We start from the raw sequence: 24746 nt of genomic DNA, 5'->3' as shown, positions 1-24746 counted from the left end.
CGCAGATGAGCGACTACGGCCACGACCTGCTCTTCGGATCGTTCGTCACCCCACGCGGTGACGACCCCGGCCGCACGGTCGACATCGCCGTCCTGGCCGAGCAGGTCGGCATGGACCTGGTCACCTTCCAGGACCACCCGTACCAGCCGGCATTCCTCGACACCTGGACGTTGCTGAGTTTCGTCGCGGCCCGCACCAACCGCGTCCACGTGGCGGCGAACGTCACGAACCTGCCACTGCGCCCACCGGCGGTGCTCGCCCGCAGCGTGGCCAGTCTGGACCTGCTCAGCGGTGGCCGGGTCGGTCTCGGCCTCGGCGCGGGCTCGTTCTGGGAGGCCATCGAGGCGATGGGTGGCCGGCGCCTGACCCCCGGGCAGGGCGTACGCGCGCTGGAGGAGGCCATCGAGGTCATCCACCAGATCTGGGACACCGAGGCGCGTGGCGGAGTGCGTGTCGACGGCGAGTTCTACCGGGTGCGAGGCGCCAAACGCGGGCCCGCCCCGGCCCACCCGGTGCCGATCTGGCTGGGCGCGTACAAGCCGCGGATGCTCCAGCTCACCGGCCGTCGGGCCGACGGCTGGCTGCCCTCGCTGAGCTATCTCCAGCCCGGTGACCTGGCCAAGGGCAATGCGATCATCGACGATGCCGCGCAGCAGGCGGGCCGTTCGCCGCAGGCCGTGCGGCGGCTGCTCAACATCGCCGGCCGGTTCTCGGCCGTCGGCCGGGGGTCGCTGGAGGGGCCGGCCGAGCAGTGGGTGCGGGAGTTGACCGAGCTGGCGCTGGGGGAGGGCGTCAGCGCGTTCATCCTCGCCAGCGACGACCCCGACGACCTGCGCCGGTTCGCCGGCGAGGTGGCTCCGGCGGTGCGCGAGTTGGTCGCGGCCGAGCGTGCGAGGGGTGCGGCACCAATGGGTACGCCGGAGCCGGAGCCGGAGCCGGAGCCGCAGTCGGAGCGGGAGCGTGCGTCGGAGTCGGGGCGTGCGCCGCAGTCGGAGCGGGGACGTGCGTCGGAGTCGGTGCGTGCGTCGGAGCCGGCGGCGCGGCCGAGCCGTGCGACGGTGACCGGCGGTGCGTTCGCCGTGGTGCCGACCCCCGACGACGGCGTGCGGCGCAGCGACCAGCAGGTCTGGGACGAGTCGACCCGCCCGAGCGGGCCGGTGCCCGACCCGGACCGCACGTACACCCCGCACGAGCAGGCCACCGGCGCGCACCTGGTGCAGGTGCACGACGGCCTGCGTGCCGAGTTGACCCAGATCCACGACCTGATCGAGCAGGTGGCGGCCGGTGAGATCGACGCCGGTGCGGCCCGGTCGCACATCAACACGATGACCATGCGGCAGAACCGGTGGACGCTCGGCGTCTACTGCGAGTCGTACTGTCGCATCGTCACCACCCACCACACCATCGAGGACCAGTCGTTCTTTCCCCGGCTGCGGGCGCGTGACCCCCGACTCGGCCCGGTCGTCGACCGGCTGGAGCAGGAGCATCACGTCATCCACGACGTGCTGGAGGGCGTGGACCGGGCGCTGGTCGCGTACGTCGGGTCTCCGGACGGTCTCGCCGAGCTGCGGGCGGCGGTGGACCTGCTGACCGACGCCCTGCTGTCGCACCTGAGCTACGAGGAGCGTGAGCTGGTCGAGCCGTTGGCGCGGTTGGGCATCGCCTGATCAACGCGCCGCGGCGGCGGCTCGGGGTTGCCCCGATCCAATCTGAGAGACTAATTTCGAAACATGTCTCTCAAGAATCCGTACGGGGATTTCGAGATCACCGAGCCGCAGGCGTTGCGGGCACTGGCCCATCCGGTACGGCTGGCGATCCTCGAACACCTTCAGCGGCACGGCCCCGCCACGGCGACCGGGCTCTCGCCGCACGTCGGCGCCACACCGTCGGTGGTCAGCTGGCACCTGCGGCACCTCGCGACGTTCGGTCTGGTCACCGACTGGGAGGGCGCCACCAGCAAGCGGGAACGCTGGTGGCAGGCGGTTGCCCGGGGCTTCCGTTTCACCCCTACCGACAGCGTCGAAGGGCAGTCCGCCAGCCACCAACTGCGCGGCGAGATGTTCGCCCGGAACGCCGACGCGCCCCAGCAGTGGCTGCTGCACGAGGAGCCCCGGCTGGACCCCGAGTGGCGTGCTCTGGCCGGCATCGCGGACACCCGGTTCGTGGCCACCGCCGACGAGCTGCGGCAGCTTGAGGAGTCGATCGAGGAACTGATCGCCCCGTACGTGCGGCGCAAGGAGGACTCGTCTCCGGACGGTGCGCGGATCGTCCGCATGCTGCGCTACCTCCTGCCCGAGGCCGGCGACGACGCCTCGGCCGAGTCCGGCGACGCGCCGGCCGCGTCGTGAACACCACCGGCACCGCGGGTGCCACCAGAGCCGAGGCCGTGCGTGGCCCCGGTGCCGAGGCGGTGCGTGCCCCGGGTGCCGAGGCCGTGGGTGTCGCCGTTGCCGTGCCCCCGCCGGCCCTGTTTCGCGACCGGCGGTTCCGCACCTTCTGGCTCGGTCAGACGATTTCCGACTTCGGTGATCGGATCAGCGAACTGGCCCTGCCGCTGATCGCCGTCACCCTGCTCGCCGCTACCCCCGTGCAGGTCAGCGTCCTCACCGCGTTGATCTGGCTGCCCAACCTGCTGGGCCTGTTCCTGGGCGCCTGGGTGGACCAGCGCACCCACAAACGGCGTCTCCTGATCATCGCGGACCTGGGCCGGGGCGCGGTGCTGCTCAGCCTGCCGGTGGCCTACCTGTTCGGTGCGGTCACCCTCAGTCAGCTCTACCTCGTGGCACTCCTCACCGGCTTCGGTGCGGTGCTGTTCGCGATGGCGCGTCAGGCGTTCTTCGTGGCCCTGGTGCCACGATCGGCGTACGTGGACGCGAACAGCAAGCTGAGCATGAGCCGATCGTTGTCGTTCATCGCCGGTCCGGCCGTCGGCGGCGGACTGGTCCAGGCGCTGAGCGCCCCGGTCGCGATAGTCGTCGACGCGGTGTCCTTCCTCGGCTCCGCGCTGCTGCTCAGCCGCATCCCGGTGACCGAGGTGCCTCCACCGCCGCGTCGGACGTCCACCCTCGGCCTGGTCCGCGACGGGCTCGTGCTGGTGCTGCGGCATCCGGTGCTGCGGGCCGCCCTCGGCTGCACCAGCACCGTCAACTTCTTCACCTTCATCGCCGGCGCGCTGCTGGTGCTCTACGCCAGCCGCGAACTCGACCTGTCAGCCGGCGCGATCGGCATCGCCCTCGGCTTCGGAGCGATCGGCGGATTCATCGGCGCGGCGCTCGCACCGCGGGTCTCACGCGCCATTGGACTGGGCCGTACCGCCATGATCGGCGCGGTGCTCTTCCCCGCGCCGCTGGCGCTGACCGCGCTGGTGTCCGGACCCACCTGGACGAAGGTGGCCATGCTGGCGGCCATCGAACTGGTCTCCAGCGTCGGGGTGATGCTGATGGACGTGAACCTCAACGCCCTCCTCATCGCCGTGACACCCGCCGACGCGCTGGGACGCCGGGCCGGTGCCTACAGCGCCGTCAACTACGGCATCCGACCGCTGGGCGCGCTGGTCGGCGGCGCGTTGGGCACCACTATCGGGCTGCGGCCCACCCTGGCCATCGCCGGCCTGGGTGGCGTGCTCGCCGTGCTGTGGCTGCTCGCGTCACCGGTGCGCCACATCCAGACCCTCGACACGGACTGAAGGCTACGGGCGTGCGGCTGGGCTGGGTCTGCGAAGGTCAGCCGGCCTCCGCCAACAGAATCCGGGCCAACTCGGCGGGCTGGGAGAACATCGGCCAGTGGCCGGTGTCCATGGTGACCAGTCGCCAGTGGTCGCTGGTCAGTAGTTTCGCCACCGTGTCGTTGGGCTCCGGCCCGTCGAGCAGGCACTTCACGTACGTCGCGGGCAGCTCACCCAACGGCCGGGTCAGCACGGCCGGCTCGGTAAGAGTGGCTCCCGGATGCGGCGTGGAGCCCTCGACCAGCCGGGCGACCTGCTCGTCGGTGAGGCCCTGACCGTCGAAGTCGGCCGCGCCGAGCGGAGCCCAGTAGCCGTTGTTGTCGGCGATCTGCGCCTCGAAGGCCGCCTGGCCCTGCCACCAGCCGGAGGCGAACGAACCACCGTCGACAGGCACCTCGGAATCCACGAAGACCACCCGACTCAACCGCCCGCCGATCCGCTCGGCGGCCTGACCCACCGGGATGCCCGAGTAGCTGTGCCCGACCAGCACCACGTCGTGCAGGTCGCCGCGCTCGATCTCGTCGACGATGTCCTGCACGTGGGTCTGCTGACCGGCGGGCACATCCCGCCGGTCGGCGAGGCCGGAGAGGGTCAACGCGTGGGTGCCGTGGCCGGCCGCCCGAAGTGGTGCCACCACCTCGTCCCACGCCCACGACCCCAGCCACGCACCCGCCACCAACACGAAATCAGCCATGGTGGGACCCTAGCGGCACCCCCCGACAGCCCCGACACGTCAGGACCAGGTGCGGGCCTGGGCCGACGACCGCGAAGGGTCAGCCGGTGGCGTCGAGGTGGGCCGCGATCTGCCTCGGCAGCGGATAGCTCCGTTCGGCCGGCAGGTGGTCCGTTGCCGCCCGCACGTCATGGGCCCGCACCAGTTCCCGTACGCGGTGGACGGTGGGGGTGATGTCCGTGACGCTGACCGTCCAGTCGTCGACGTACCGGGCGACAGCTTCGCCGGACAGTCCGACCTGCAACGACCGGTGGGGCAACGCGCTCAGGTGCAGTGTCCGTTCCGGATCCCACTGCACCCGTACCGGGCTGGCCTTGAGGTGCCGCGACCACGTCGCCCGGTCACCGTGCAGGCCCTGGTCGTAGTGACTCAGACAGGCTCGCGCCAGCGCCCACTCGAAGCCCTCCCGCGTGATGTCGATGGACAGCACACGTTCCTGCCCCGGCTTGGTGGCCCAACCGCAGCGGTACATCATCCACAGGAACGACGGCTTGATCCAGGTCATCCGGTCACGCTTGAAGGGGGCCACGAAGCGACCGGCGGCCACCGCCGGCAGCGCGATCTCCGGTGGGTACGCCTGGTACACGGTGATCGTGTCGGCCGAGAAACGAGCACGGATCTGACGGGCAGGAACGGACACCCTGCGATCTTCACCCATCGGGCCGCACCCTCTCCACCGGGTTTCGTACCCGGGGCGGGGGAGGCCCGGTCGGCTCGGCGGGTCGAGCACTCAGGCGTGGTCCCGGGCGGGCGGCCCGATCTCAACGGGGATCCGGTAGAGCTGGACCGGGTACTCGACGGCCGGGACCCCGCCGTTGAGCCCGGCGGTGAGGTGCAGCTGGGCCGCCGGCATCCAGAGCCGGGCCTCGGCGTCGAGCCACATCGCGTCCACCCAGGCCAGTCGGGGATCGGCGACGAGCGTCCGTACGCTGCGGTCGGGTGCGAGGACGAGGACGCGTCGCCGTTCCAGGTCGCTGAGGTAGATGGCGCCGGTGGCGTCGATGGCCGTGCCGCCGGTGCTGGGTGTGTCACACCAGCGTTCGACCCTCCGGGCCAGCTCGTCGGCGGACACCGAGGGGTCGTCCAACCAGCGGGTGGCGATCCGGGACATCCCGCCGGAGGCCGGCTGGTAGTAGAGCCAGCGACCGTCCGGCGACACCTCCAACTGGTCCACGTTCAGGCGTACCTCGGCGCCGTCCGGGTCACGCAGCACGCGACCGTCGGCGACCACCGGGCCGCCGGCCGTGCTCGGATGCCCGTCCAGCACCCGTCTCGACCGACCCGAGTCGAGGTCGAGCACGATGAGGCCGGCCGCCCCGGCGTCGCTGAGGTACGCCACCCTGCCGTTGAAACGGACGTCGTCGACGTAGCTACCCGGGTGCACCGCCTCGTCGAGGTGGTAGACCCGCTTCACGCGGTCATCGTCCGGGTCGACAACGATCAGCCGAGCGCCGCCCGGCACCTGCGCGCCGCCGATCCGCGGCGAACCCGAGTCGACAATCCACAACCAGCCGTCCGGGCCGACGCGCAACCCGTTGACGTGCACGAACGTCCCGCTCGGCGGCTGGTCGGCGCGGTTCCACGCGGCGTCGGGGTACGGGAGACGACGGCCGTCCGGCAGCGCCTCCACCACCTGCACGCCGGGCCGATCCGCCGACGGGTAGCTGAGGAACACCCGCCCGCGCACCGTGGTCACGCCCGTGCACACCCGGTCTTCCTGGAGCACCGGCGTCAACCGGTGATCTTCCTCGGTGGGCAGCGACGACATCGACCTGCTCCTCACCCGCCCGACGGCGCCTCGGCTTCCAGCCGCTGACGACGGCTACGGCCAACCGGCGCGGTATCCCCGGAGCGTCCCGACCGAAACCGCCAACTGGGAAAGGTCCAGGGCGTCGATCACCGGTCCGGTTTCGGTAAGCGCTGCTTCGCGCAGGCGGCCCAGGCCGGTGTCGTACTCCTCAGTGTGCCCTCGGCGCTCAGCCGGTCGGCGGTGCCGGGGGGCCGACCCGGGCGGCGAGCCGCTTCGGGGCCATGACGCAGTAGCTCTCGGTGAGCAACTCACCCACCTCCTCCCAGTCGGTGTGCTCGTCCAGGACCATGCCCATCACGTTCGGACTCCAGTCCGGTTTGTAGAAGGGGTGCCCGGTGGCCAGGAGCCCGGCGATCTCGTCCAGTGGCGACCGGAAGGTCAGCAGGCAGGCGGGCTGGTCGAGTGCGGCGGCCCGCGCGTGCACCGGCTGGCGATCGGGGTCGACGGTGAGCACGTGGGCGATGGTTCGCTTGCGGATCCGCCAGCGAATGCCCACCCAGGCGGGCTCCTCGTAGGTCTCCGGCAGCCCGAGGCAGATCGGCCGCAGCCGGTCGAGGACCTCGGGCGGGACGTCTCCGGGTTCGGTCACGGGCAGCGACACTAGTCGGATGGTGTGACAGGTTCCGCTCGTCGACGGCCTCCCCGCCCGGTGGTGCGCGCCCCGTCGATCCGCGAGGATGGGCGTGGTGATCCTGGGCCGTCGTCCGGGCCCGCCCCACCCCCGTGCCCGTTGAGGAGTGCCGTGCCGTCCATCCTGCTCTCCCGCCGTGACCTCGACTTCCTGCTGCACGACTGGCTGAAGGTGGGGCAACTCGTCGAGCGGCCCCGCTACGCCGAGCACTCCCGGGAGACCTTCGACGACGCCCTGGACCTCGCCGAGCGGGTGGCCACCGAACAGTTCGCCCCGCACAACCGGGCCGCCGACCTCGCCGAGCCCACCTTCGACGGGCAGCGGGTGCGGCTCATCCCGCAGGTCCGCGCGGCGCTGGACAGCTTCGCCCTAACGGGCCTGCTCAGCGCCGGCCTGGACGCCTCGGTCGGCGGCCTGCAACTGCCGCACGTCGTCGCGGCGGCCTGCTTCACCTGGTTCCAGGCCGCGAACGTGGCCACCTCGGCGTACCCGTTCCTCACGCTGGGCAACGCCAACCTGCTGCTGGCGCACGGCAGCGCCGAGCAGGTGGACACCTACGTCCGGCCCATGCTGGACGGCCGGTTCTTCGGCACCATGTGCCTGTCCGAGCCGCACGCCGGCAGCTCACTTGCCGACATCACCACCCGCGCCGAGCCCCAGCCGGACGGCACGTACCGGCTCTTCGGCACCAAGATGTGGATCTCCGGCGGCGACCACGAGCTGGCCGAGAACATCGTCCACCTGGTGCTGGCGCGGATCCCCGGCGGGCCGCCCGGGGTGAAGGGCATCTCGCTGTTCATCGTGCCCAAGGTGCTGGTCGGCGCGGACGGGTCACTCGGCGACCGCAACGACGTGGTGCTGGCCGGGCTCAACCACAAGATGGGTTTCCGGGGCACCACCAACACCCTGCTCAGCTTCGGCGACGGCGTGCACACCCCGGGCGGTCGCGCCGGTGCGGTCGGCCACCTGGTCGGCCCGCCGCACCAGGGCCTGGCGCAGATGTTCCACATGATGAACGAGGCCCGGATCGGGGTCGGGGCCGGCGCCACCGCGCTGGGTTACACCGGCTACCTCAAGAGCCTCGCGTACGCCAGGGAGAGACCGCAGGGTCGGCCGGTCGGTGCGAAGGACCCGGCCGCGGCGCAGGTGCCGATCATCGACCACCCCGACGTACGCCGGATGCTGCTGGCCCAGAAGAGCTACGTGGAGGGGGCGCTGGCGCTGGTGCTCTACTGCGCCCGGTTGCTCGACGAGCAGCAGACCGCCCCCGCCGACGCCGACCGCGAGCGCGCGCACCTGCTGCTGGACGTGCTCACGCCGATCACCAAGAGTTGGCCGTCGCAGTGGTGCCTGGCCGCCAACGACCTGGCGATCCAGGTGCTCGGCGGTGCCGGCTACACCCGCGATCACGACGTGGAGCAGCACTACCGGGACAACCGGCTCAACCCGATCCACGAGGGCACCCACGGCATCCAGGCATTGGACCTGCTGGGCCGAAAGATGACCATGCGGGGCGGTGCCGGTCTCACCGTGTTGACCGCGACGATCGACGACGCCGTCGAGCGGGGCCGGAAGGCCGGCGGCGAGGCGGCCGAACTGGCGGACCGGCTGGCGGGTGCGGTGGATCGCGTCACCGAGGTCACCCGTCGACTCTGGGCCGACGGCGATCCGGTGCTCGCGCTGGCCAACGCCAGCGCGTACCTGGAGGCGGTCGGGCACGTGGTGATCGCGTGGATATGGCTGGAGCAGGTGCTGGCCCTGCCACCGGAGGAGGCCGGCGACGCGTTCCACGCGGGCAAGCGGCAGGCCGCACGCTACTTCTTCAGGGTCGAGTTGCCCCGTACCGGCCCGCAGTTCGACCTGCTGGGCAACCGGGACCGGACGACCCTCGACATGCGCCCGGACTGGTTCTGACCGGGCCGGCCGTCATCGTCGGCCTTGGTGTCGCATCGCCTGCCGCCCCTTGACCACGCCCAGGATGATCACGATCACCAGCGCGATCAGACCGATGATGATCAGCCAGCGGACGGCCTCGAGGATCAGCCCGAGCAGGATCAGCACGCCGGCGACCACGCCGACGACCCAGAGCAGCGCACGCATGTCCACCTCCGGTAACCGGCCGCGCCAGGTGCGGCGGGCACGGGGTCACCTTTCCCGATCCGGCCGCCACCATGCCCGCCTGAGGTGAGAAGACACCTCTGATCGACTCGGGTTCCTTGATGTCGAGGTGTCCGGGACGCGGGGATGGCCCGATCTCCGGAAAATCGAGTCGATCAAGGGCGGAGGGCCCGGGCGGCTCAGCCGTCGGTGCGCGCCACGTAGACCGTGTTCGCGGACTCACCGCCGGTCAGCGGGTTGGCGAACGGCACGACGTGTGCCCGTACGTCCACGAACACCTCGGTGAGCGCCGCGGTGAACTCGGTGTCCGGCGGGTCGTCCGACCAGAGCGCGAACACTCCCGCGGGGCGGAGCAGGGCGGCCAGCCGGCGCAACCCGGCCGGCGGGTAGAACGCCGCGTGGCTGGGGTGCAGGACGTTGCGCGGGGAGTGGTCGACGTCGAGCAGCACGGCATCGAACCGCCGTCCGGGCATCTCGGTGTCGAAGCCTGTCGTACCGGCCACCGCCGCGAAGAAGTCGGCCTGCACGAACCGGGTACGCGGGTCCTCGGCGAGCCCCGCCGCGAACGGCAGCAGACCCCGGCGGTGCCAGTCGATCACGTCCTCGATCGCCTCCACGACCAGCAGCGACCGCACCCGGGGGTCGCCCAGCGCCGCGCAGGCGGTGTAGCCCAGCCCGAGACCGCCGACCACCACATCGAGCGAGTCGCCGGTCACCTCGGCGAGACCGAGCCGCGCCAGCTCGATCTCCGCGACCGGGAACAGGCTGGACATCAGGTACTCGTCGTCGAGCTTGACCTCGTACACCTCGACCTGGAGGGCCGGATCCCGGCGTCGGCGCAGGCTGATCGCGCCGATCGGGGTCTCCCGCCAGGCCAGCTCCTCGAAACGCGCGCCCACGGGTGCCCTCTCGCCGCCGGATTCGTCCCCGGATGGTACCGGTTGCCCCGGGCCGGCCACGCAGGGTCCACGCGACATCGACGCAACGCATATCCTGTGCCCGGCCGATCCACCGGAGGGACTCTCATGCCGTCGCGGCAGGACCAGCTGCACTCCTACCAGTTCAGCGTGCAGCGGGCGGTTGCCGCCCTGGTCATGCGCGAGACCGACCCGGCGCAGTCACCGTTTCGGCGGCTGGCCGGCGCCGGCCTGGCCAGCGTCCTGGTCGCGGCGATCGCGCTCGGCGGCTTCGCGCTCTACGGCCTGTTCGCCGGCGGCGGCAACGGCTGGCGCGACCCGGGTGCGGTGATCGTGGAGAAGGAGTCCGGTGCCCGGTTCGTCTATCGCGAGCAGCGGCTGCACCCGGTGCTCAACTACGCCTCGGCGCTGCTGATCGTCGGCGCGGAGCAGTCGAAGACCGTGCTGGTCTCGCGACGCACGATCGACGGCGTGCCGCGCGGGCTGCCGCTGGGCATCGCCGACGCGCCCGATTCGCTGCCCGCCCCCGGCCGGCTGGCCACTGCGGCGTGGACCGTCTGCTCAACGGCCCCGGCGGGTGAGGCACCCCGCTCCGCGCTGCTGATCGGCACCGAGCCCGGCGGCGGCCGAGTGCTGGGTGACGAGGCGTTGCTGCTGCGTCACCCCGACGGCGGGTTGCACCTGGTCTGGCACCAGCGGCGTTACCTCGTCCGCGATCCCAGCAGGGTGCTCGCCGCACTCGCCACCACCCGCGCGCAGGCGGTGGCGGTGGCGCCCGCCCTGCTCAACTCACTGCCCACCGGCGCCGACCTCGCCCCGCTGGACCTTCCCGGGCTGGGTCAGCCCGCGACGCGGGTGGCGGGTGCCACGGTCGGCACGGTCTACCTGGTGAGCAACTCCGGTGGCGGCCGGCAGTACGCGGTGGCCGTCGACGCCGGCCTGGCCGGCATCACCGAGTTGCAGGCCGGGCTGTTGCTGGCTCGCACCGGGCAGGGCGAACCGCTGCCGATGACACTGGGCCGTTTCGCCGCGCTGCCCACGGTGCCCGACCTCGCCCCGAGCGGCGCCACCGCCCCGCCGCCGGCCCCGCCCCGGCTCGCGGCCGGCGACGACGGCGCCCTCTGCACCCGCGTCGCCGACGACGGTGGGGTTGCCGAGGTGCGCTGGGGCGTACCGCTGCGGGACCTGGCGGCCACGCCACGCACCGCGCCCGGCGGCGACGCGGTGCTGGCCGACCACGTGGTGGTCGAGCCGGGTCGCGGCGCGGTGGTCGAGGCCGCCGCGGCGCCCGGCGCGACCGGAGGCGCGGTGTCCGTGGTCACCGACCTGGGCCGACGGTACGTGTTGGCGGACCGGGAGGTGCTCCCGATGCTCGGCTATCGCAACGTGCGCCCGTTGCGGCTGCCGGCCGGGCTGGTCAGCCTGGTGCCCGCCGGGGCCACCCTGGATCCGGCCGCCGCACGGGCCGTCGCCGCCGGAGACTGAGGGCGACCCGGCCCTGCGACGTCGCGGCGGTGCTCAAGAGGTTCGCGTCAGGACTTGGCGCGAGCCTGACGCAAACCTCTTGGATCAACGGCGGAGCAGCGCGCGGCAGACGGTGCTCAGTCGGCCGGACGGCGCAGAATCGTCACCGCGAACGCCGCGTCGTCGCGCCACGGGCGCAGGTCCCAGGTGGCGAAGCGCTGCTCCACCCGCAGGCCGGCGGCCACCGCGTCGGCGTCGAAGGCGGTCAGCGGGTAACCGCGCTCGGTGCCGAAGCCCACGGTCAGCACGCCGTCGGGCCGCAGGTGCGTGGCGACCCGGTGCAGCACCTCCGGCTCGGTGCCGACGGCGACGAAGGCGAGGACGTTGCCGGCGAGCACCGCCGCGTCGAACGGCTCCGCCTCACCCATCGCCGGCAGGTCCAGCTCGGCGAGGTCAGCCACCAGCCAGGTCGGGCCGGGGTAGTCGGCGCGGGCGGCAGCCACCAGCGCGGGGTCGGCGTCCACCCCGACCACTGTGTGCCCGCGCTGGGCCAGCGCGGCACCCACCCGGCCGGTGCCGCTGCCGGCGTCGAGAATCCGTGAGCCGGGCGCGACCAGAGTGTCCACCAGGCGGGCCTCGCCGGCCAGGTCCGCGCCCTCGGCCGCGAGTTTCCGGAACCGATCGATATACCACTGCGAGTGCTCGGGGCCGGTGTCGGTCGCCCAGCGGGTCGGGTTGGCCATGTGGCCACCGTAACCGGGCCGGCGGGGGTGCGGCGGGGGACCCGGGGGAGACGATCATCCCTTCTCCGCGCCGCTGGTCAGCCCCTCGGTGAGCAGCCGCTCGCTGGCGAAGAAGAGGATCACGATGGGCAGGGTGAGCACCACCGAGCCGGCCATCAGCACCGTCTTGGGCACCTCCACCCCGTCGGCGAGCAGGGACAACCCCAGCGACACCGTCCACCTGTTGGGTTTGTCGACGAGGAACAGCAGGGCGAAGAGGAACTCGTTCCAGGCGATCATGAAGTCGTAGAGCGCGACCGCCATGATCGACGGCATGGCGAGGGGCAGGCTGACGCGGCGGATGACGCCGAGCCGACCGGCGCCGTCGATGGCGGCGGACTCCTCCAGACTGACCGGAATCGTCTCGAAGTAGTTCCTCAGCATGTAGACCGACACCGGCAGCGTCTGCGAGATGTAGACCAGCACCAGGCCGAACAGCGAGCCGCGCAGCTCGGCGAGGCTGAACACCACGAACAGCGGAATCGCGATGACGATCGACGGAAACAGGTAGACCGCCAGGAACAGGAAGTCGACCTGCCGCCGGCCGAAGAACCGCAGTCGGGCCACCGCGTACGCGCCGGGGATCGCCACCACCAGGGTGAGCACTGTCGCCGCGACCGCGACCAGACCGCTGTTGCGAATGAAGGTCAGGAAACCCTGGCCGCCGTCATCGGTGGACTTGAGGACCTCGGCGTACGTGGCCACCGTCAGCTCGCCGAAGCCGACGAGCAGCGCACCCGGGTCGAGCAGCAGCCGCTCGATGGGGCGCACCGAGAGCACCAGCATGTAGTAGAAGGGGAAGACGGTGACCACCAGGAACACGGCGATCACCAGGCGGCGCAGCCAACGCAGGCTCACCGTCTCGACCACGTCCCGGTCCATCAGCCCACCCTCCGTCCGAAGAAGCGCAGATAGATCAGCACGAACACGATGAGCACCACGGCCAGCACGACCGCCTGCGCGGAGGCCGCGCCGATGTCGGTACGCGCGGTGAGGAACTCGTACACCCGCACGCTGACCACCTCGGTGCCGGCGGCGCCACCGGTGAGCAGGTAGACGTCGTCGAACTTGTTGAACGTCATGATGAAGCGCAGCACGCCCAGCAGGGCGATCACCGGCAGCAGTTGCGGCAGCAGGATGTGCCGGAAGCGTTGGGTGGGTGTGGCGCCGTCGACCCGGGCGGCCTCCTTCAGCTCGCCGGGCACCGCCTGGAGCCGGGCCAGCAGGAACAGGAACGCGAACGGGAAGTACCGCCACGCCTCGAAGACGATCACCGTGGTCAGCGCGGTCGACTCCTGGGACAGGAACGGCACCGGGGCGTCCCAGCCGAGCAGGCGTTGACCCCAGGCGTTGACGATGCCGAGCTGTGGGTCGAGCATCACCTGCCACACGAACGTCACCGCGACCACCGGCGCCACGTACGGCAGCAGCATGGACGCCCGCACCAGCGTGCGGCCCCGGAACGGTCGGCGGACCACCAGGGCGGCCACCAGACCGAGCAGGATCGACCCGACCGTGCCGCCGATGCTGTAGACCAGCGTGACCCACAGTGTCTCGGCGAAGCCGGGGGTGTGCAGCACCCGGTCGATGTTGTCCATCGTGAAGTCGCCGAACAGGCCGGTCTTGCGCAACGTGGCGAGCCGGACCCGCTGGAAGGCGAGCACCACGGTCCACACGATCGGGATGCCGATGACCGCGATGGTGACGAGCAGGGTCGGTGCGACAAGCGCGAGCCCGGCACGGGACTCGCGGCGGCGCAGGGTCAGGGGGCGACGGCGGCCGGGCCGCCCCGGCCGGTCCCGGGTGGGGGAGCGGCCGGTCTCCGGCGCGGTGGTGGTCAATTGACGCCCGCCTTGATGGCCTCGACGTCCTTCTTGGCCCGGCCGGCGGCGGCTGCGGCGTCGGACTTGCCGGAGTAGACGTCACTCAACGCCTTGGGCACCGGTAGCTCACCGAGCATGGCGCCGACAAGCTTGCCCTGCCCCTGGGTGAGCCCCCAGCGCTGGAAGGTGTCCGGGCTGCGGCGCAGGTTGGCGAGCACCTCGTCGCCGAACACGTCCGCGAGCGGTTTCTTCGCGTCCACACCGGCCTGGCTCGTGTTCCAGGCCGTCAGGTACGCCTCGGGCTCGGCCGGGGTGCCCTTGCGCACCGGGAAACGGCCCTCGGGGGACATGCCGAACCAGCGCGGGTAGCCGTCGCCGAGCATGAACTCCACGAAGGACTTCGCCGGGTCGGCTACCGCGCCATCGAGCACGGCCCACGAGCTGATCTCGCCGTACTGTGCCGGCTCGGTGCCGTTCGGGCCCTTGATCGCGGTGACGAACCCGCTGTTCTTCGCGAGGAACGCCGGGTCGGACTGGCACTGCGGACAGGTCGGCTTGGCGTCGTTGCGCAGCCCGGCCAGCTCGTCGAGGATGAACGGCGACCAGATGACCATGGCCGCCTTGCCCGCGAAGTAGGTGGCCCGGGTGGTGTCCACGTCCTGCGCGCCCTTCACCGAGCTGGTGCGGATCAGGTCGCCGTAGAAGCGAAACGCCTCGACGCACTGGGGTGAGTCGAGGGTGACCTTTCCGGAGTCGTCGGTGAGCTGGCAACCGTTGGCCAGGGCCAGGTGCTCGAAGGTCTGCTGGGTGAACACGTCGCTGGACGAGGTCGCCGCGGTGATCCCGGCGACGCCTCCGGTGTTGAGTTTCGCCGCGGCGTCGGTGATCCGCTCGTACGTGTCGGGGGCGGGCAGGCCGGCGGCGGCGAACAGGTCCTTGCGGTAGACGAGTAGTTGCCCCCACCCGTCGCTGGGGACAGAGAGTTGTTTGCCCTCGTCGGAGGTGAGCTCCAGCGCCCGGGGGGAGAACGTCTGCTTGCCCAGCTTGTCGACGACCTCCGCGTTCGCCGAGGCGTGCAGCAGCTCGTTGCCGGCGAGCGTACGGATGCCTGCCAGCGAGACCGAGCCGACCACGTCGGGCAGGTCGCCGGCGGCGGCGTTGGCGGCGATCAGGGAGGGGAACTGGTCCTCGTTGACGGTCACGAGGTCGACCTGGATCCCGGTCTTCGCGGTGAAGTCGGCGATGATCGCCTTGGTGGCGGTGACCCGGTCGGCGACGTCCTCCAGGCTCCAGACGGTGATCTTTTTGCTGTTGCTGTCGGATCCGTCGTCGCCGCAGGCCAGCAGGGTGGACGCGGACAGTGCCATGATCAGGGTGGTGGCGAGTATCCGCCTCGGAGGTGCTGACATCGGTGGCACTCCTCTCGAAGGGTACATGACGGATTCAACACCTTCGATAGATCAATAACAAGACATATTGCGATTTTTTGCTATCCTGGAGCCCAGTGCTACCGGGATGTGACGCATGGGCAACTGGGTTGTCTCTCTCGCCGGGCCTCGACGGATCAGCCTCGAGCCCTGCCCGCCGGATCCGCTCGGCCCCGGCCAGGTCCGGGTCCGCACCTGCTACTCGGGCATCTCCGCCGGCACCGAGCTGACCCTCTACCGGGGCAGCAATCCCCGGCTCAGCAAGGACTGGGACGACGCCGCCCGGATGTTCGTCCCTCGACAGACGCCGGTGCCCTACCCGCTGATCGGCTTCGGCTACGAAGAGGTCGGCGAGATCGTCGAGGTGGCGCCGCAGGTCACCGACCGGCAGCCGGGGCAGCTCGTCTGGGGCATCTGGGGGCACCGGGCCGAGGCGGTCCTCGCCGCCGACGCGGTCCGTCCGCTCCCGGCCGGGCTGGACCCGCTCGCCGCGGTCTTCGCCCGACCCGGCGCCATCGCGCTGACCGCCGTGCTCGCCGGTGACCTGCACCTCGGCGACTGGGTCGGCGTCTTCGGGCAGGGCGTCATCGGGTTGCTCGCCACCCGCCTCGCCGTGCTGTCCGGAGCGCGGGTGGTGGCCGTCGACCAGATGCCCGACCGGCTCGCGCACGCCGCCCGCTACGGCGCCCGCTGCACCGTGGACGTCGGCGTCGAGTCCGCCGCCACCGTGCTGCGGCACCTCACCGCCGGCCGGGGCGCGGACGTCTGCCTGGAGCTGTCCGGCGCGTACCCGGCGCTGCACGAGGCGATCCGCTCCACCGCGCACGCCGGCCGGGTCGTGGCCGCCGGCTTCTACCAGGGCCAGGCCGACGCGCTCGGTCTCGGCGAGGAGTTCCACCACAACCGCATCCAGTTGGTGGCCGCCCAGGTCTCCGGTCCCACCCCCGCGCCGAGCATGGCCGGCCGGTGGACCGGTGACCGGGTCGCGCAGACCTTCATGGATCTGGTGGCTGAGCACAGCCTCGACCCGATGCCGCTGGTCAGCCACATCGTCGACGCCAGCGCCGTCGCCGACGCCCTCGCGCTGCTCGACCGCGGCGCCGGTGACGTCCTCCAAGTGGTGTTGAGGTTCTGAGATGACCACCATCGCGCTGGCCTGCCAGGAACAACTCCTGCCCGGCACCGACCTGATCCAGAAGTACGCCCTCGCCACCTCCCTCGGCTACCAGGGCATCGAGCTACGCGGGCGCGGCGACCTGGCGTTCGCCCGTCGCCTGCCCGAGCTGCGCCGAGCCCGCGCCGCCGGGGTGGTGATGCCCACCGTCTGCGTCGAGATGGACCACTTCATCGGCGACTTCGACCCCGCCCGCTCCGGCGACGCCGTCGACAACCTGCGCTCGCAGCTCTCGGTGATCGCCGAGCTGGGCGGCGTCGGGGTGATGACCCCGGCGGCCTGGGGGATGTTCTCCCGGCGGCTACCGCCGTTCGAGCCGCCGCGTCCGCCGGCCGGCGACCGGCAGGTCCTCCTCGACGCCCTGGGCGAGCTGGGCGAGCACGCCAGGGCCGAGGGGGTCAGCCTGTTCCTCGAACCCCTCAACCGGTACGAGGATCACATGGTCAACCGTCTCGACGAGGCGGTCGCGCTCTGCGCCGCGCTCGGGCTGCCGTCGGTGCGGGTCGTCGCGGACACCTTCCACATGAACATCGAGGAGGACGACATGCACCGCGCCCTGCGTGCCGCCGCGCCGTACCTCGGGCACGTGCAGGTCAGCGACTCGAACAGGTTCCAGCCCGGTGCCGGGCACCTGGACTGGCCGGCGCTGGTGCGCACCCTGCTGGAGCTGGACTACCGGGGCTGGCTGGCCCTGGAGTGCCGGCTGCGCGGCGACCCGGTCCGGGCCCTGCAACAGGCCGCCACGGTCCTGCGACACGCGCTGCCCCGGAGGGCCGCCGCATGACCTCCGGCGCGAACCCGACGCACGTCGACGAGACGGTCGACGACGACCCGACGCGTGTCGACGACGCGGCCGACCCGGCCCGCGACGCCGCCGACCCAACCGCCGTCGGCCCGGCCCGCACCGCCGCCGACCCGGCCGCCGCCGTCGGCCCGGCCGCTGCCGTCGGCCCGGCCCGCGCCGGCGGGTCGACCGACCCGGCCGGGCTGCGCCGGCTCGCCGTCGACACCCTCGACGCCAACTGGGAACACGACCACACCGTGCCCTCGCGCACCCTCTACCCGCACCAGTGGAGTTGGGACTCCGCGTTCATCGCGATCGGGCTGGCCCAGTTTCGCCCCGCGCGCGCCTGGCAGGAGCTGGCCAGCCTCTTTCGGGCGCAGTGGTCCGACGGGCGGGTGCCGCACATCGTGTTCAACCCGGCGATGCGGGTCGGCGCGTACTTCCCCGGCCCGGAGCTGTGGCGCTCGGCAAGCGTCGAGGGCGCACCCTCCGTGGACACCTCCGGCCTGGTCCAGCCACCCGTGCACGCGCTCGCCGCGGTGCTGGCGTACCGGCGGGCACCCGACCCCGCCGGCCGGGCCGCGCTGCGGCGGCTCTATCCCGCGCTGGTCGCCCAGCAGCGCTACCTGGCGACGCGGCGGGACGTGGCCGGTGACGGGCTGGTCTGCATCGTGCACCCGTGGGAGTCCGGGTTGGACAACAGCCCGGCCTGGGACGAGCCGATGGCCGCCGTGCCGGCGGAGGCGGCCGTCATGCGCGCGTACCGTCGGCACGACACCGCGCACGCCGACGCCGCGCACCGCCCCACGGACCTGGACTACGCGCGCTACCTGGCGATCGTCGCGGCCTACCGGGCCCACGGCTACGCCGACCGCCCGCTGGCCGACGAGCACCCCTTCCTGGTGGAGTGCCCGCTGTTCAACGCGGCGTTCGGGTCCGCCGAACACGCCCTCGCCGAGATCGCCGTGCTGGTCGGCGCCGATCCGGGGCCGCACCGGGCTCGCGCGGCCCAGATCACCGAGGCGCTGCTACGACGGCTCTACGACCACGACACCGGGACGTTCCAGCCCCGTGACCTGCGCACCGGCCGGCTCATCAGCGCCCGTACCGTGCTCGGGCTGACGCCGCTGATCCTGCCCGACCTGCCCGCGCGGCAGGCCGGCGCGTTGGTCGTCGAGGCCCGGTCGGCGCGGTTCGGGGTGGCCCGCCGGATGGACCGGCCGTTGCCCACCCACGACCGGACCGCACCCGACTTCGAGCCCCTGCGCTACTGGCGCGGGCCGAGTTGGCTGAACATCGGCTGGCTGGTCCACCGCGGGCTGCTCGCGCACGGGCACCCGGAGCTGGCCGCCGGGCTGCGTCGCTCCATGATCGACCTGGTCGGCGGGGCCGGCTGCCACGAGTACTTCCATCCGGACACCGGCGCCGGGCTGGGCTCACCGGCGTTCAGTTGGACCGCCGCGCTGCTGCTCGACCTGCTGGCCGACTGAGTCCGCTCGCGGCGCGTACCAGGTGGGGTCCCGGCGGCCCCGCCGGCCGGCACCGCACCTCAACGGTCGACGTCCTGCCGCGCTGGCGGCGCAGTTTGTCGCGTCCGGACGGGGGTAACCGCCCGGACGTGACCGACCGCGACGGGTTCCCGTACTTCATCGACGCGGTGTCCCGCCGGTCCGGTCTGCCGACCGAGCAGGCCGCCGCACTCGCCCGCGCCGTACTCCAGACGTTGGCCGAGCGGGTGACCGGCGGCGCGCCCGACGACCTCGTCGCGCACCTCCCGAACGACGTAGACGGCTACCTGGCCGGCCCGGCCTCGGACCTGGCCGGCCCGGCCTCGGACCTGGCCGGCCCGGCCTCGGACCTGGCCGGCCCGGCCTCGGACCTGGCCGGCCCGGCCCCGGACCTGGTTGGCCCGGACGTGGCTGGTCCGGCTCCGGACCTGGTTGGCCCGGACCTGGCTGGTCCGGCTCCGGACCTGGCCGGGGCGGTCGGTCCTGTCCTGGACCCGGCCGGTTCGGCTCTGGATCCCGCCGGGGTGGTCGGCCCGGACGCTGGCGTGGACGGGCTGGACACCGGCGTGGGCCTGGATGTGGGCGGCGCCGCTGCGGCTCCTGCGCCGGCGGGTGCCGGTCCGGCGGAGTTCCTGCGCCGGGTGGGTGAGCGCGCCGGAGTGGATCCGGCCACCGCCCGAGCGGGAACCGGTGCCGTCTTCGGCACGTTGCGCTCGGCGATGACCGTGCGGGAATTCCGGCAGCTGGTGGCGCGACTGCCGCGCGACGGCGAAGGCGGGGTCGCGTACCGGCCCTGACCCGAGACGGTGCCCACCGGTTCGGTGCGGCCAGATCCACTCGTGTTTGGTGAAGTCGCGGTGTCGCGGCGACCGGGACACCGCAGGTTCCTGAAACCCGAGTCGATCATGGCGGATCGAGTGGCCGTGGATGTGTGGCGACGCGGTGGTGACCCAGTTGCGTACCGCTGCCAGCGACCTCCTGCGTGCCACCGGCCGCGACCCGACCTTGGCCGACGACGAGGGTACGGAAGGCGGCGCTCACGTCGCGGAGTCGTCCACGTCCTCCGGGTCGGTGATCCAGGCGGAGAACACCGGCACCCCGTGCCACGGCCCGGTGGTGCCGTCGGCCCGGGTGTCGGTGGCGACGGCCAGCACGGCGTACGGATGGCCGAAGCGCAGCTCGGCGGTGCGGGCGACGCCCTCCGGTGGCAGGCTGACCAGCCCGAACATTCCGGTCACCGCGGCCGCCTCGAAGCCGTACCGGTCATAGCGGGCCACCGCCGTCTGTCGTGCCTCGAAGCCCCGTACCGGTCGGGCCAGCGTCTTCGCCAGCGCCAGCGTGGCCGCCGGAAAGCCCAGTGCCGGTGCGCTCAGGTCGTGGTCGCTCCGGGCCGACCAGCAGGGGAGTATCGCCTGGTGTCGCTCCTCGCGGCCGTCGGGGGCCCGGGTCCGGACCCGTTCCTCGCGCACCGTCCACAGCGTGGTCTCGCCCAGCGGCAGGTCGAACAGGGAGCGGCTGCTGGCCGGTGGCGAGCCGTCGGCCGCGCCGGCACCGAGGTCGTACGCGACGGCCAGCACCTCGGCCGGCGACACCTGCGGTGCGGCGGCCACCGAGAGGACGACCAGCCCCGCGCCGTGAGTGCTCTGGGCCGGCGCGGCGTGCACGATCACGTCACCGATGCGCGTGTCGGACACGATGGCGCACCGGTGGCCCTGGCTCGGGCTGCGCAACACCCGGCGTAGCCCGTGCGCCCAGGCGCTGCCCGCACCGAGCGCGCGGGCGTCGGTGTGGTCGAACGGGGTCGCCCAGGAGATGCGGGTGGCCAGCGCGCTGGCCAGGGCGAAGACCACATCCGGGCTGACCTTCAGGGGAAACGTGTCGATCAGGCCGTTGGTGTGCTCGCGCGCCCAGGCGTCCGACCCGGCCTGGTCGGGCAGCGCACCCACCTCGGTCGTCGCGGGCAGCGCGGCCCGCCACCCGGTCGACCCGCCGTCGTCCTGGCCCGGCTGGTGCCAGAGCGCGGTCGCCGAGGCGACAAGCGGATGCGGCGCGTCCAGCAGCGTCCGGGCGACCTCTGCCGCGCTGGCCAGGTCGGTGCCCAGGGCGCGAGCCAACTCCTCGGCGGCGGGGTCGGAGTCCTCGGCCCCGGTGGCGCAGACTGCGAGCAGCAGCCAGGCGCCGAGCGGGGAGGCGACGTGGTGCCGGTCGCCGATCGTGGCGTGCAACCGCGCGGCGTACGCGGAGAGCGGCCCGTGCAGATCGGTCGTCATGCCCCTACTCTGCCCGCCTGCTCGGCTCACGACCACAGCTCGAACGGCTCGTCGATCTCCTCGCCGGCCAGGAAGGGCGTGAGCAGCCGGGGGAGTTGCCCGGGGTAGAACCGGTCCCGGCTGGCCACCACCTCCGCGAGCGGCCACCAGCGGAAGGCGAAGTAGTCCTCCCGCTCGTAGTCGAGCCGGTGCGCCTCGTCCACGTCCGGGCCGGGGCCCGCCAGCCGTACGGTGACGACCTCCTCGTCCTGGAGGTGCCGCACCTGACGGTGCAGGAAGCTGGCCCGTCGTCGCCAGGTCGGCGTGCCCACCTGGTCGGCGGTGACCACGATGCCGGTCTCCTCGCGTAGCTCTCGCACCGCCGTGTCGCGATAGGTCTCCCCGGGGTCCATGCCGCCGCCGGGCAGTTCCCACCAGGTGCCCAGCCGGGGATGGTCCGGGTCGTGGGTGTGGAACAGCAACACCCGATCGGTGTGGTCGACGACCACCACCCGCACCGCGCGTCTCCGCAGGATCGGTAGGTCGCGGGGAAGATCGTCCATCGGCCCAGTCTGTCGCACCCCCCGCCGCGGCGGCGGGTAGGCTGCCCGCCGTGGCTGGTCTGTTGAGGAATGTCGCGGCTCGCATCACCCGGGTGGGCGCGGTGCTCCCGTCGCCCCGGCGTACCGGGCCGGCGCCCGCGCAGGTGGCCCGCCGCCGTCAGGTGAGCGCGTTGCAGCGACGGGAGCTGACCTACGCCCCGGAGCGGGACGGTCAGGCCGATCCCGGCGAGATCGTCTGGACGTGGGTGCCGTACGAGGACGACCCCCGGCAGGGCAAGGACCGGCCGGTGCTTGTCGTCGGGCGGCACAGTCGGACGCTGTTCGGGCTGATGCTGTCCAGTCAGAGCGAGCGGGACGGGCAGCGGCACTGGTTCGCGCTCGGGCCGGGCGAGTGGGACCGCGACAACCGGCCGAGTTGGGTCCGGCTGGACCGGGTCCTCACCATGCGGGAGGACAGCATCCGCCGCGAGGGTGCCGTGTTGGACCGGCCCCGGTTCGACCGGGTCGGGCAGGCACTGCGCGCGGGCTACGGCTGGCGCTGACCGCGCGCCCGGTGCGGCTGCCCGGCCCCGGGGAAGTGACGCACCCGGTGGTCGTGCCTACTCTCGGCTCGGGCCGACCGCGGCGCCCCGCGCGTCCGGCGGCGGGTACGGCTGGTCGGCGAGCAGTCGGGCCAGGTGCGCCGTGTTGAGCGCCAGGGCCTTCGTGGTGCGGCCGGTCGTGTCCGGCTTGGGGCCGACGTCGCGGTAGTCCACCGTGTGCAGTGCCTCGCCCACCCAGTAGGTGGCGGCAGCCGCGGCGAGGGTGAACCCGACCTCGTTGAGCGCCTGCTGCACCTGACCGATGGTGTGGTGCGCACCGTCCTCGTTGCCGACGACTGCGACACCGGCGACCTTGCCGTAGGTGAGGAGCCGACCCTCGGCGTCGGTCTCGGACAGTTCGGCGTCGAGGCGTTCGAGGACCATCTTGCAGACGCTTGCCGGCTGACCCAGCCAGATCGGTGTGGCGATGACGAGCACCTGGGCGGCCAGCAGTTTGGCGCGGATCGCCGGCCAGCCGTCACCGCTGCCCTCGTCCGTGGACACCCCGAAGCGCACGTCGTGGTCGACGACCCGGACCAGTTCGCCCTCGACGCCCTGCGCGGCCAACTCGGCGAGCACCTCCCGACCGAGTTGTTCGGAACTCGACGGCGCCGGTGAGGGCTTGAGGGTGCAGTTGAGCACGAGGGCGCGAATGGTCGCCACGACGGTTCCTTCCGGCGGTTGTCTGGGGTGCCGCTGTCGCATACCCGGCAGCGAGGCCCGAACACCCGTGGCCGTGACGGCGAAGCCGTTGACGAGACGCACCGACTGGACCCGCCAGGCGGTGGACCCGGACGCCGAGGACCCCGATCGGGATCGGGCGGCCCGGATCGTGCGCGGACTGGTGTCGCCGGTGGGTCTGGTCACCGACCTCGGTGCGCGGCGCTGGCGGGCAAAAAGAACGGCAAGGAGGTCATCCCCTCCCTGCCACTCCCAAGATATAGCGCACCGGGGGCCTTGCGGCAAGACCCGGGTGGTGCAGCAGAATCACCAGTCCAAGCCCAAATTCGGGAAAATCGGGGGATTCTGTGCTTGATGTGATCATTGCTGGCGGTGGACCGACCGGGCTGTGGTTGGCCAGCGAGTTGCGGCTGCACGGGCTGCGTCCCCTCGTGGTGGAGAAGGAGGCCGAGCCGACCAGGTATGTCCGGGCGCTCGGCCTGCACGCGCGCAGCATCGAGGTGCTGGACCAGCGCGGCCTGCTGGAGCGGTTCCTCGCGCTCGGCACGCGGCACCCCGTCGGTGGTTTCTTCGCCGCCATCCCCAAACCGTCGCCGGGTGGGCTGGACACCGCACACGCGTACGTCCTCGGCATTCCGCAGACCAGCACCGACCGCCTGTTGGCCGAGCACGCCAGCGACGTCGGCGTCGAGATCCGGCGCGGCAGCGAGCTGGTCGGGCTCAGCCAGGACGACCACGGGGTGACCGTGGAGCTGGCCGATGGCACGCGGTTGGGCGGGCGTTACCTCGTCGGCTGCGACGGTGGCCGCAGCACCGTACGCAAACTGCTCGGCGTCGGCTTCCCGGGTGAGCCGTCGACGGTGGAGACGCTGCTGGGCGAGATGGAGGTGGGGGTGCCGCCGGAGGCGGTGGCGGAGGTCGTGGCCGAGGTCCGCAAGACCCACCTCCGGTTCGGTCTCGGGCCAATCGGTGACGGGGTCTACCGCGTCGTCGTCCCCGCCGAGGGGGTGGCCGAGGACCGCGCGGTCCCGCCGACCATCGGTGACTTCAAAGACCAACTGCGGGTGTACGCGGGCACCGACTTCGGCGTCCACTCACCGCGCTGGCTCTCCCGCTTCGGCGACGCCACGCGGCTGGTCGAGCGTTACCGGGTCGGCCGGGTGTTGCTGGCCGGGGACGCGGCGCACGTCCATCCGCCGACCGGCGGGCAGGGTCTCAACCTCGGTATCCAGGACGCGTCAAACCTTGGCTGGAAGTTGGCCGCCGAGATCAGTGGCTGGGCGCCGGAGGGGCTGCTGGACACCTACCACACCGAACGGCACCCGGTGGCCGCCGACGTGTTGACCAACACCCGCGCGCAGATGGAGCTGCTGTCGCCCCAGCCCGGCCCTCGGGCGGTGCGCCAGTTGTTGTCGGAGCTGTTGGACTTCGAGGACGTCAACCGGTACCTGATCGAGAAGATCACCGCGATCGGTGTCCGCTACGACCTCGGCGAGGGCCACGACCTGCTCGGCCGACACCTGCGCGACGTGCGGCTGCGGCGGGGGCGCCTCTACGAGCTGATGCACGGCGGTCGGGGACTGCTGCTCGACCAGACCGGTCGGCTCTCGGTCGCCGGGTGGGCGGATCGGGTCGACCACGTCGTCGACACCAGCGAGGAACTGGACGTGCCCGCGGTGCTGCTCCGGCCGGACGGCCACGTGGCGTGGGTCGGCGACGACCAGAACGACCTGCTCGGTCAGCTGCCCCGGTGGTTCGGCACGCCCGCCACCTGAAC

Annotated in this window: 24 protein-coding genes; 11 read left to right on the top strand and 13 right to left on the bottom strand. The window is 72.2% G+C overall.

Features of this window, described 5'->3' with window-relative positions; translation table 11 throughout:
- Positions 1 to 5 precede the first annotated feature (5 nt).
- The 3 genes from ACGFIW_RS23850 (at position 6) to ACGFIW_RS23840 (ending at position 3685) form a co-directional block, all read left to right on the top strand.
- Positions 6 to 1667, top strand: coding sequence for an LLM class flavin-dependent oxidoreductase (locus tag ACGFIW_RS23850; protein WP_393319586.1), 1662 nt, complete (start codon positions 6 to 8; stop codon positions 1665 to 1667).
- A gap of 63 nt (positions 1668 to 1730) precedes the next feature.
- Positions 1731 to 2348 carry an ArsR/SmtB family transcription factor gene (locus tag ACGFIW_RS23845; RefSeq protein ID WP_393319584.1) on the top strand — a complete coding sequence of 206 codons (618 nt, stop codon included), beginning with the start codon at positions 1731 to 1733 and terminating at the stop codon, positions 2346 to 2348.
- Complete coding sequence (locus ACGFIW_RS23840) at positions 2345 to 3685, top strand: MFS transporter (protein WP_393319581.1); 1341 nt, start codon at positions 2345 to 2347, stop codon at positions 3683 to 3685. The genes ACGFIW_RS23845 and ACGFIW_RS23840 overlap by 4 nt, the downstream gene beginning before the upstream one ends.
- Before the next feature lie 37 nt (positions 3686 to 3722).
- On the opposite strand, the gene ACGFIW_RS23835 is transcribed toward ACGFIW_RS23840, so the two are convergent.
- From ACGFIW_RS23835 to ACGFIW_RS23820, 4 genes are all read right to left on the bottom strand, one after another.
- Positions 3723 to 4418: an alpha/beta fold hydrolase gene (locus ACGFIW_RS23835; RefSeq protein WP_393319579.1), complete on the bottom strand. Its 696-nt coding sequence runs from the start codon at positions 4416 to 4418 to the stop codon at positions 3723 to 3725.
- Between the two features lie 79 nt (positions 4419 to 4497).
- Positions 4498 to 5097 carry a DUF4291 domain-containing protein gene (locus ACGFIW_RS23830; protein WP_393319576.1) on the bottom strand — a complete coding sequence of 200 codons (600 nt, stop codon included), beginning with the start codon at positions 5095 to 5097 and terminating at the stop codon, positions 4498 to 4500.
- A 90-nt stretch (positions 5098 to 5187) separates the two neighbouring features.
- Positions 5188 to 6225 carry an SMP-30/gluconolactonase/LRE family protein gene (locus tag ACGFIW_RS23825; RefSeq protein ID WP_393319573.1) on the bottom strand — a complete coding sequence of 346 codons (1038 nt, stop codon included), beginning with the start codon at positions 6223 to 6225 and terminating at the stop codon, positions 5188 to 5190.
- Positions 6226 to 6433: 208 nt separating this feature from the next.
- A complete protein-coding gene (locus ACGFIW_RS23820) occupies positions 6434 to 6856 on the bottom strand; it encodes an MmcQ/YjbR family DNA-binding protein (RefSeq protein WP_393319570.1) in 423 nt (140 codons plus the stop codon).
- A 153-nt stretch (positions 6857 to 7009) separates the two neighbouring features.
- On the opposite strand from ACGFIW_RS23820, the gene ACGFIW_RS23815 reads away from it, so the two are divergent.
- On the top strand, positions 7010 to 8812 hold the full coding sequence (locus ACGFIW_RS23815) for an acyl-CoA dehydrogenase (RefSeq protein ID WP_393319568.1): 1803 nt from the start codon (positions 7010 to 7012) through the stop codon (positions 8810 to 8812).
- 12 nt (positions 8813 to 8824) lie between these two features.
- Here the strand turns inward: ACGFIW_RS23815 and ACGFIW_RS23810 are convergent, their stop codons facing one another.
- Positions 8825 to 8998 (bottom strand): hypothetical protein, encoded by a 174-nt coding sequence (locus tag ACGFIW_RS23810; protein ID WP_357076185.1) that lies wholly within the window; start codon positions 8996 to 8998, stop codon positions 8825 to 8827.
- Between the two features lie 197 nt (positions 8999 to 9195).
- Positions 9196 to 9915, bottom strand: coding sequence for a spermidine synthase (locus ACGFIW_RS23805; protein WP_393319565.1), 720 nt, complete (start codon positions 9913 to 9915; stop codon positions 9196 to 9198).
- 126 nt (positions 9916 to 10041) lie between these two features.
- Here ACGFIW_RS23805 and eccB point away from each other — a divergent pair, with 126 nt between their 5' ends.
- Positions 10042 to 11418 carry a type VII secretion protein EccB gene (gene eccB / locus ACGFIW_RS23800; protein WP_393319562.1) on the top strand — a complete coding sequence of 459 codons (1377 nt, stop codon included), beginning with the start codon at positions 10042 to 10044 and terminating at the stop codon, positions 11416 to 11418.
- A gap of 116 nt (positions 11419 to 11534) precedes the next feature.
- On the opposite strand, the gene ACGFIW_RS23795 is transcribed toward eccB, so the two are convergent.
- Genes ACGFIW_RS23795 through ACGFIW_RS23780 form a run of 4 tightly spaced genes read right to left on the bottom strand, consistent with a single transcriptional unit; the run spans position 11535 to position 15411 of the window.
- The gene (locus ACGFIW_RS23795) at positions 11535 to 12140 is read right to left on the bottom strand and encodes a class I SAM-dependent methyltransferase (RefSeq protein ID WP_393319559.1); all 606 of its coding nucleotides are present in this window, start codon (positions 12138 to 12140) and stop codon (positions 11535 to 11537) included.
- A 54-nt stretch (positions 12141 to 12194) separates the two neighbouring features.
- Positions 12195 to 13061, bottom strand: coding sequence for a carbohydrate ABC transporter permease (locus tag ACGFIW_RS23790; protein WP_393319556.1), 867 nt, complete (start codon positions 13059 to 13061; stop codon positions 12195 to 12197).
- Positions 13061 to 14020: a carbohydrate ABC transporter permease gene (locus ACGFIW_RS23785; protein ID WP_393319552.1), complete on the bottom strand. Its 960-nt coding sequence runs from the start codon at positions 14018 to 14020 to the stop codon at positions 13061 to 13063. The genes ACGFIW_RS23790 and ACGFIW_RS23785 overlap by 1 nt, the downstream gene beginning before the upstream one ends.
- A complete protein-coding gene (locus ACGFIW_RS23780) occupies positions 14017 to 15411 on the bottom strand; it encodes an ABC transporter substrate-binding protein (protein WP_393319549.1) in 1395 nt (464 codons plus the stop codon). The genes ACGFIW_RS23785 and ACGFIW_RS23780 overlap by 4 nt, the downstream gene beginning before the upstream one ends.
- Before the next feature lie 115 nt (positions 15412 to 15526).
- Between ACGFIW_RS23780 and ACGFIW_RS23775 the strand changes: the two genes are divergently transcribed.
- From ACGFIW_RS23775 to ACGFIW_RS23760, 4 genes are all read left to right on the top strand, one after another.
- Entirely contained in the window at positions 15527 to 16564 is a 1038-nt protein-coding gene (locus ACGFIW_RS23775; protein ID WP_393319547.1) for a zinc-binding dehydrogenase, read from the top strand.
- A 1-nt stretch (position 16565) separates the two neighbouring features.
- Positions 16566 to 17387, top strand: a complete 822-nt coding sequence (locus ACGFIW_RS23770) for a TIM barrel protein (RefSeq protein ID WP_393319544.1) — start codon at positions 16566 to 16568, stop codon at positions 17385 to 17387.
- Positions 17384 to 18877 carry a hypothetical protein gene (locus ACGFIW_RS23765; protein WP_393319541.1) on the top strand — a complete coding sequence of 498 codons (1494 nt, stop codon included), beginning with the start codon at positions 17384 to 17386 and terminating at the stop codon, positions 18875 to 18877. The genes ACGFIW_RS23770 and ACGFIW_RS23765 overlap by 4 nt, the downstream gene beginning before the upstream one ends.
- A gap of 128 nt (positions 18878 to 19005) precedes the next feature.
- Positions 19006 to 19692 carry a DUF2267 domain-containing protein gene (locus tag ACGFIW_RS23760; RefSeq protein WP_393319538.1) on the top strand — a complete coding sequence of 229 codons (687 nt, stop codon included), beginning with the start codon at positions 19006 to 19008 and terminating at the stop codon, positions 19690 to 19692.
- A gap of 240 nt (positions 19693 to 19932) precedes the next feature.
- On the opposite strand, the gene ACGFIW_RS23755 is transcribed toward ACGFIW_RS23760, so the two are convergent.
- Both ACGFIW_RS23755 and ACGFIW_RS23750 read right to left on the bottom strand, forming a co-directional pair.
- Positions 19933 to 21165 carry a hypothetical protein gene (locus tag ACGFIW_RS23755; RefSeq protein ID WP_393319536.1) on the bottom strand — a complete coding sequence of 411 codons (1233 nt, stop codon included), beginning with the start codon at positions 21163 to 21165 and terminating at the stop codon, positions 19933 to 19935.
- A gap of 26 nt (positions 21166 to 21191) precedes the next feature.
- The gene (locus tag ACGFIW_RS23750) at positions 21192 to 21707 is read right to left on the bottom strand and encodes an NUDIX hydrolase (RefSeq protein WP_393319533.1); all 516 of its coding nucleotides are present in this window, start codon (positions 21705 to 21707) and stop codon (positions 21192 to 21194) included.
- A gap of 50 nt (positions 21708 to 21757) precedes the next feature.
- On the opposite strand from ACGFIW_RS23750, the gene ACGFIW_RS23745 reads away from it, so the two are divergent.
- Positions 21758 to 22249, top strand: coding sequence for a type II toxin-antitoxin system PemK/MazF family toxin (locus ACGFIW_RS23745; protein WP_393319529.1), 492 nt, complete (start codon positions 21758 to 21760; stop codon positions 22247 to 22249).
- Between the two features lie 57 nt (positions 22250 to 22306).
- On the opposite strand, the gene ACGFIW_RS23740 is transcribed toward ACGFIW_RS23745, so the two are convergent.
- Positions 22307 to 22951 (bottom strand): flavodoxin family protein, encoded by a 645-nt coding sequence (locus ACGFIW_RS23740; RefSeq protein ID WP_393319526.1) that lies wholly within the window; start codon positions 22949 to 22951, stop codon positions 22307 to 22309.
- A 365-nt stretch (positions 22952 to 23316) separates the two neighbouring features.
- Here ACGFIW_RS23740 and rox point away from each other — a divergent pair, with 365 nt between their 5' ends.
- The gene (gene rox / locus ACGFIW_RS23735) at positions 23317 to 24744 is read left to right on the top strand and encodes a rifampin monooxygenase (RefSeq protein WP_393319523.1); all 1428 of its coding nucleotides are present in this window, start codon (positions 23317 to 23319) and stop codon (positions 24742 to 24744) included.
- The last annotated feature ends 2 nt before the right edge of the window (positions 24745 to 24746 follow it).

The organism is Micromonospora sp. NPDC048935 (assembly GCF_043197875.1).
Classification (GTDB): Bacteria; Actinomycetota; Actinomycetes; order Mycobacteriales; family Micromonosporaceae; genus Micromonospora.
Note: the sequence above shows the minus strand (reverse complement) of the source record. Positions and strands in the feature narration are given on the sequence as shown.

Bases quoted from the DNA above. Each gene is read 5' to 3' on its own strand.
- ACGFIW_RS23755 (WP_393319536.1), bottom strand. From the start codon at position 21,165: ATGACGACCGATCTGCACGGGCCGCTCTCCGCGTACGCCGCGCGGTTG.
- ACGFIW_RS23790 (WP_393319556.1), bottom strand. From the start codon at position 13,061: ATGGACCGGGACGTGGTCGAGACGGTGAGCCTGCGTTGGCTGCGCCGC.
- ACGFIW_RS23825 (WP_393319573.1), bottom strand. From the start codon at position 6,225: ATGTCGTCGCTGCCCACCGAGGAAGATCACCGGTTGACGCCGGTGCTC.
- ACGFIW_RS23795 (WP_393319559.1), bottom strand. From the start codon at position 12,140: ATGGCCAACCCGACCCGCTGGGCGACCGACACCGGCCCCGAGCACTCG.
- ACGFIW_RS23850 (WP_393319586.1), top strand. From the start codon at position 6: ATGAGCGACTACGGCCACGACCTGCTCTTCGGATCGTTCGTCACCCCA.
- ACGFIW_RS23835 (WP_393319579.1), bottom strand. From the start codon at position 4,418: ATGGCTGATTTCGTGTTGGTGGCGGGTGCGTGGCTGGGGTCGTGGGCG.
- ACGFIW_RS23770 (WP_393319544.1), top strand. From the start codon at position 16,566: ATGACCACCATCGCGCTGGCCTGCCAGGAACAACTCCTGCCCGGCACC.
- ACGFIW_RS23780 (WP_393319549.1), bottom strand. From the start codon at position 15,411: ATGTCAGCACCTCCGAGGCGGATACTCGCCACCACCCTGATCATGGCA.
- ACGFIW_RS23750 (WP_393319533.1), bottom strand. From the start codon at position 21,707: ATGGACGATCTTCCCCGCGACCTACCGATCCTGCGGAGACGCGCGGTG.
- ACGFIW_RS23810 (WP_357076185.1), bottom strand. From the start codon at position 8,998: ATGCGTGCGCTGCTCTGGGTCGTCGGCGTGGTCGCCGGCGTGCTGATC.
- ACGFIW_RS23775 (WP_393319547.1), top strand. From the start codon at position 15,527: ATGGGCAACTGGGTTGTCTCTCTCGCCGGGCCTCGACGGATCAGCCTC.
- eccB (WP_393319562.1), top strand. From the start codon at position 10,042: ATGCCGTCGCGGCAGGACCAGCTGCACTCCTACCAGTTCAGCGTGCAG.
- ACGFIW_RS23765 (WP_393319541.1), top strand. From the start codon at position 17,384: ATGACCTCCGGCGCGAACCCGACGCACGTCGACGAGACGGTCGACGAC.
- ACGFIW_RS23845 (WP_393319584.1), top strand. From the start codon at position 1,731: ATGTCTCTCAAGAATCCGTACGGGGATTTCGAGATCACCGAGCCGCAG.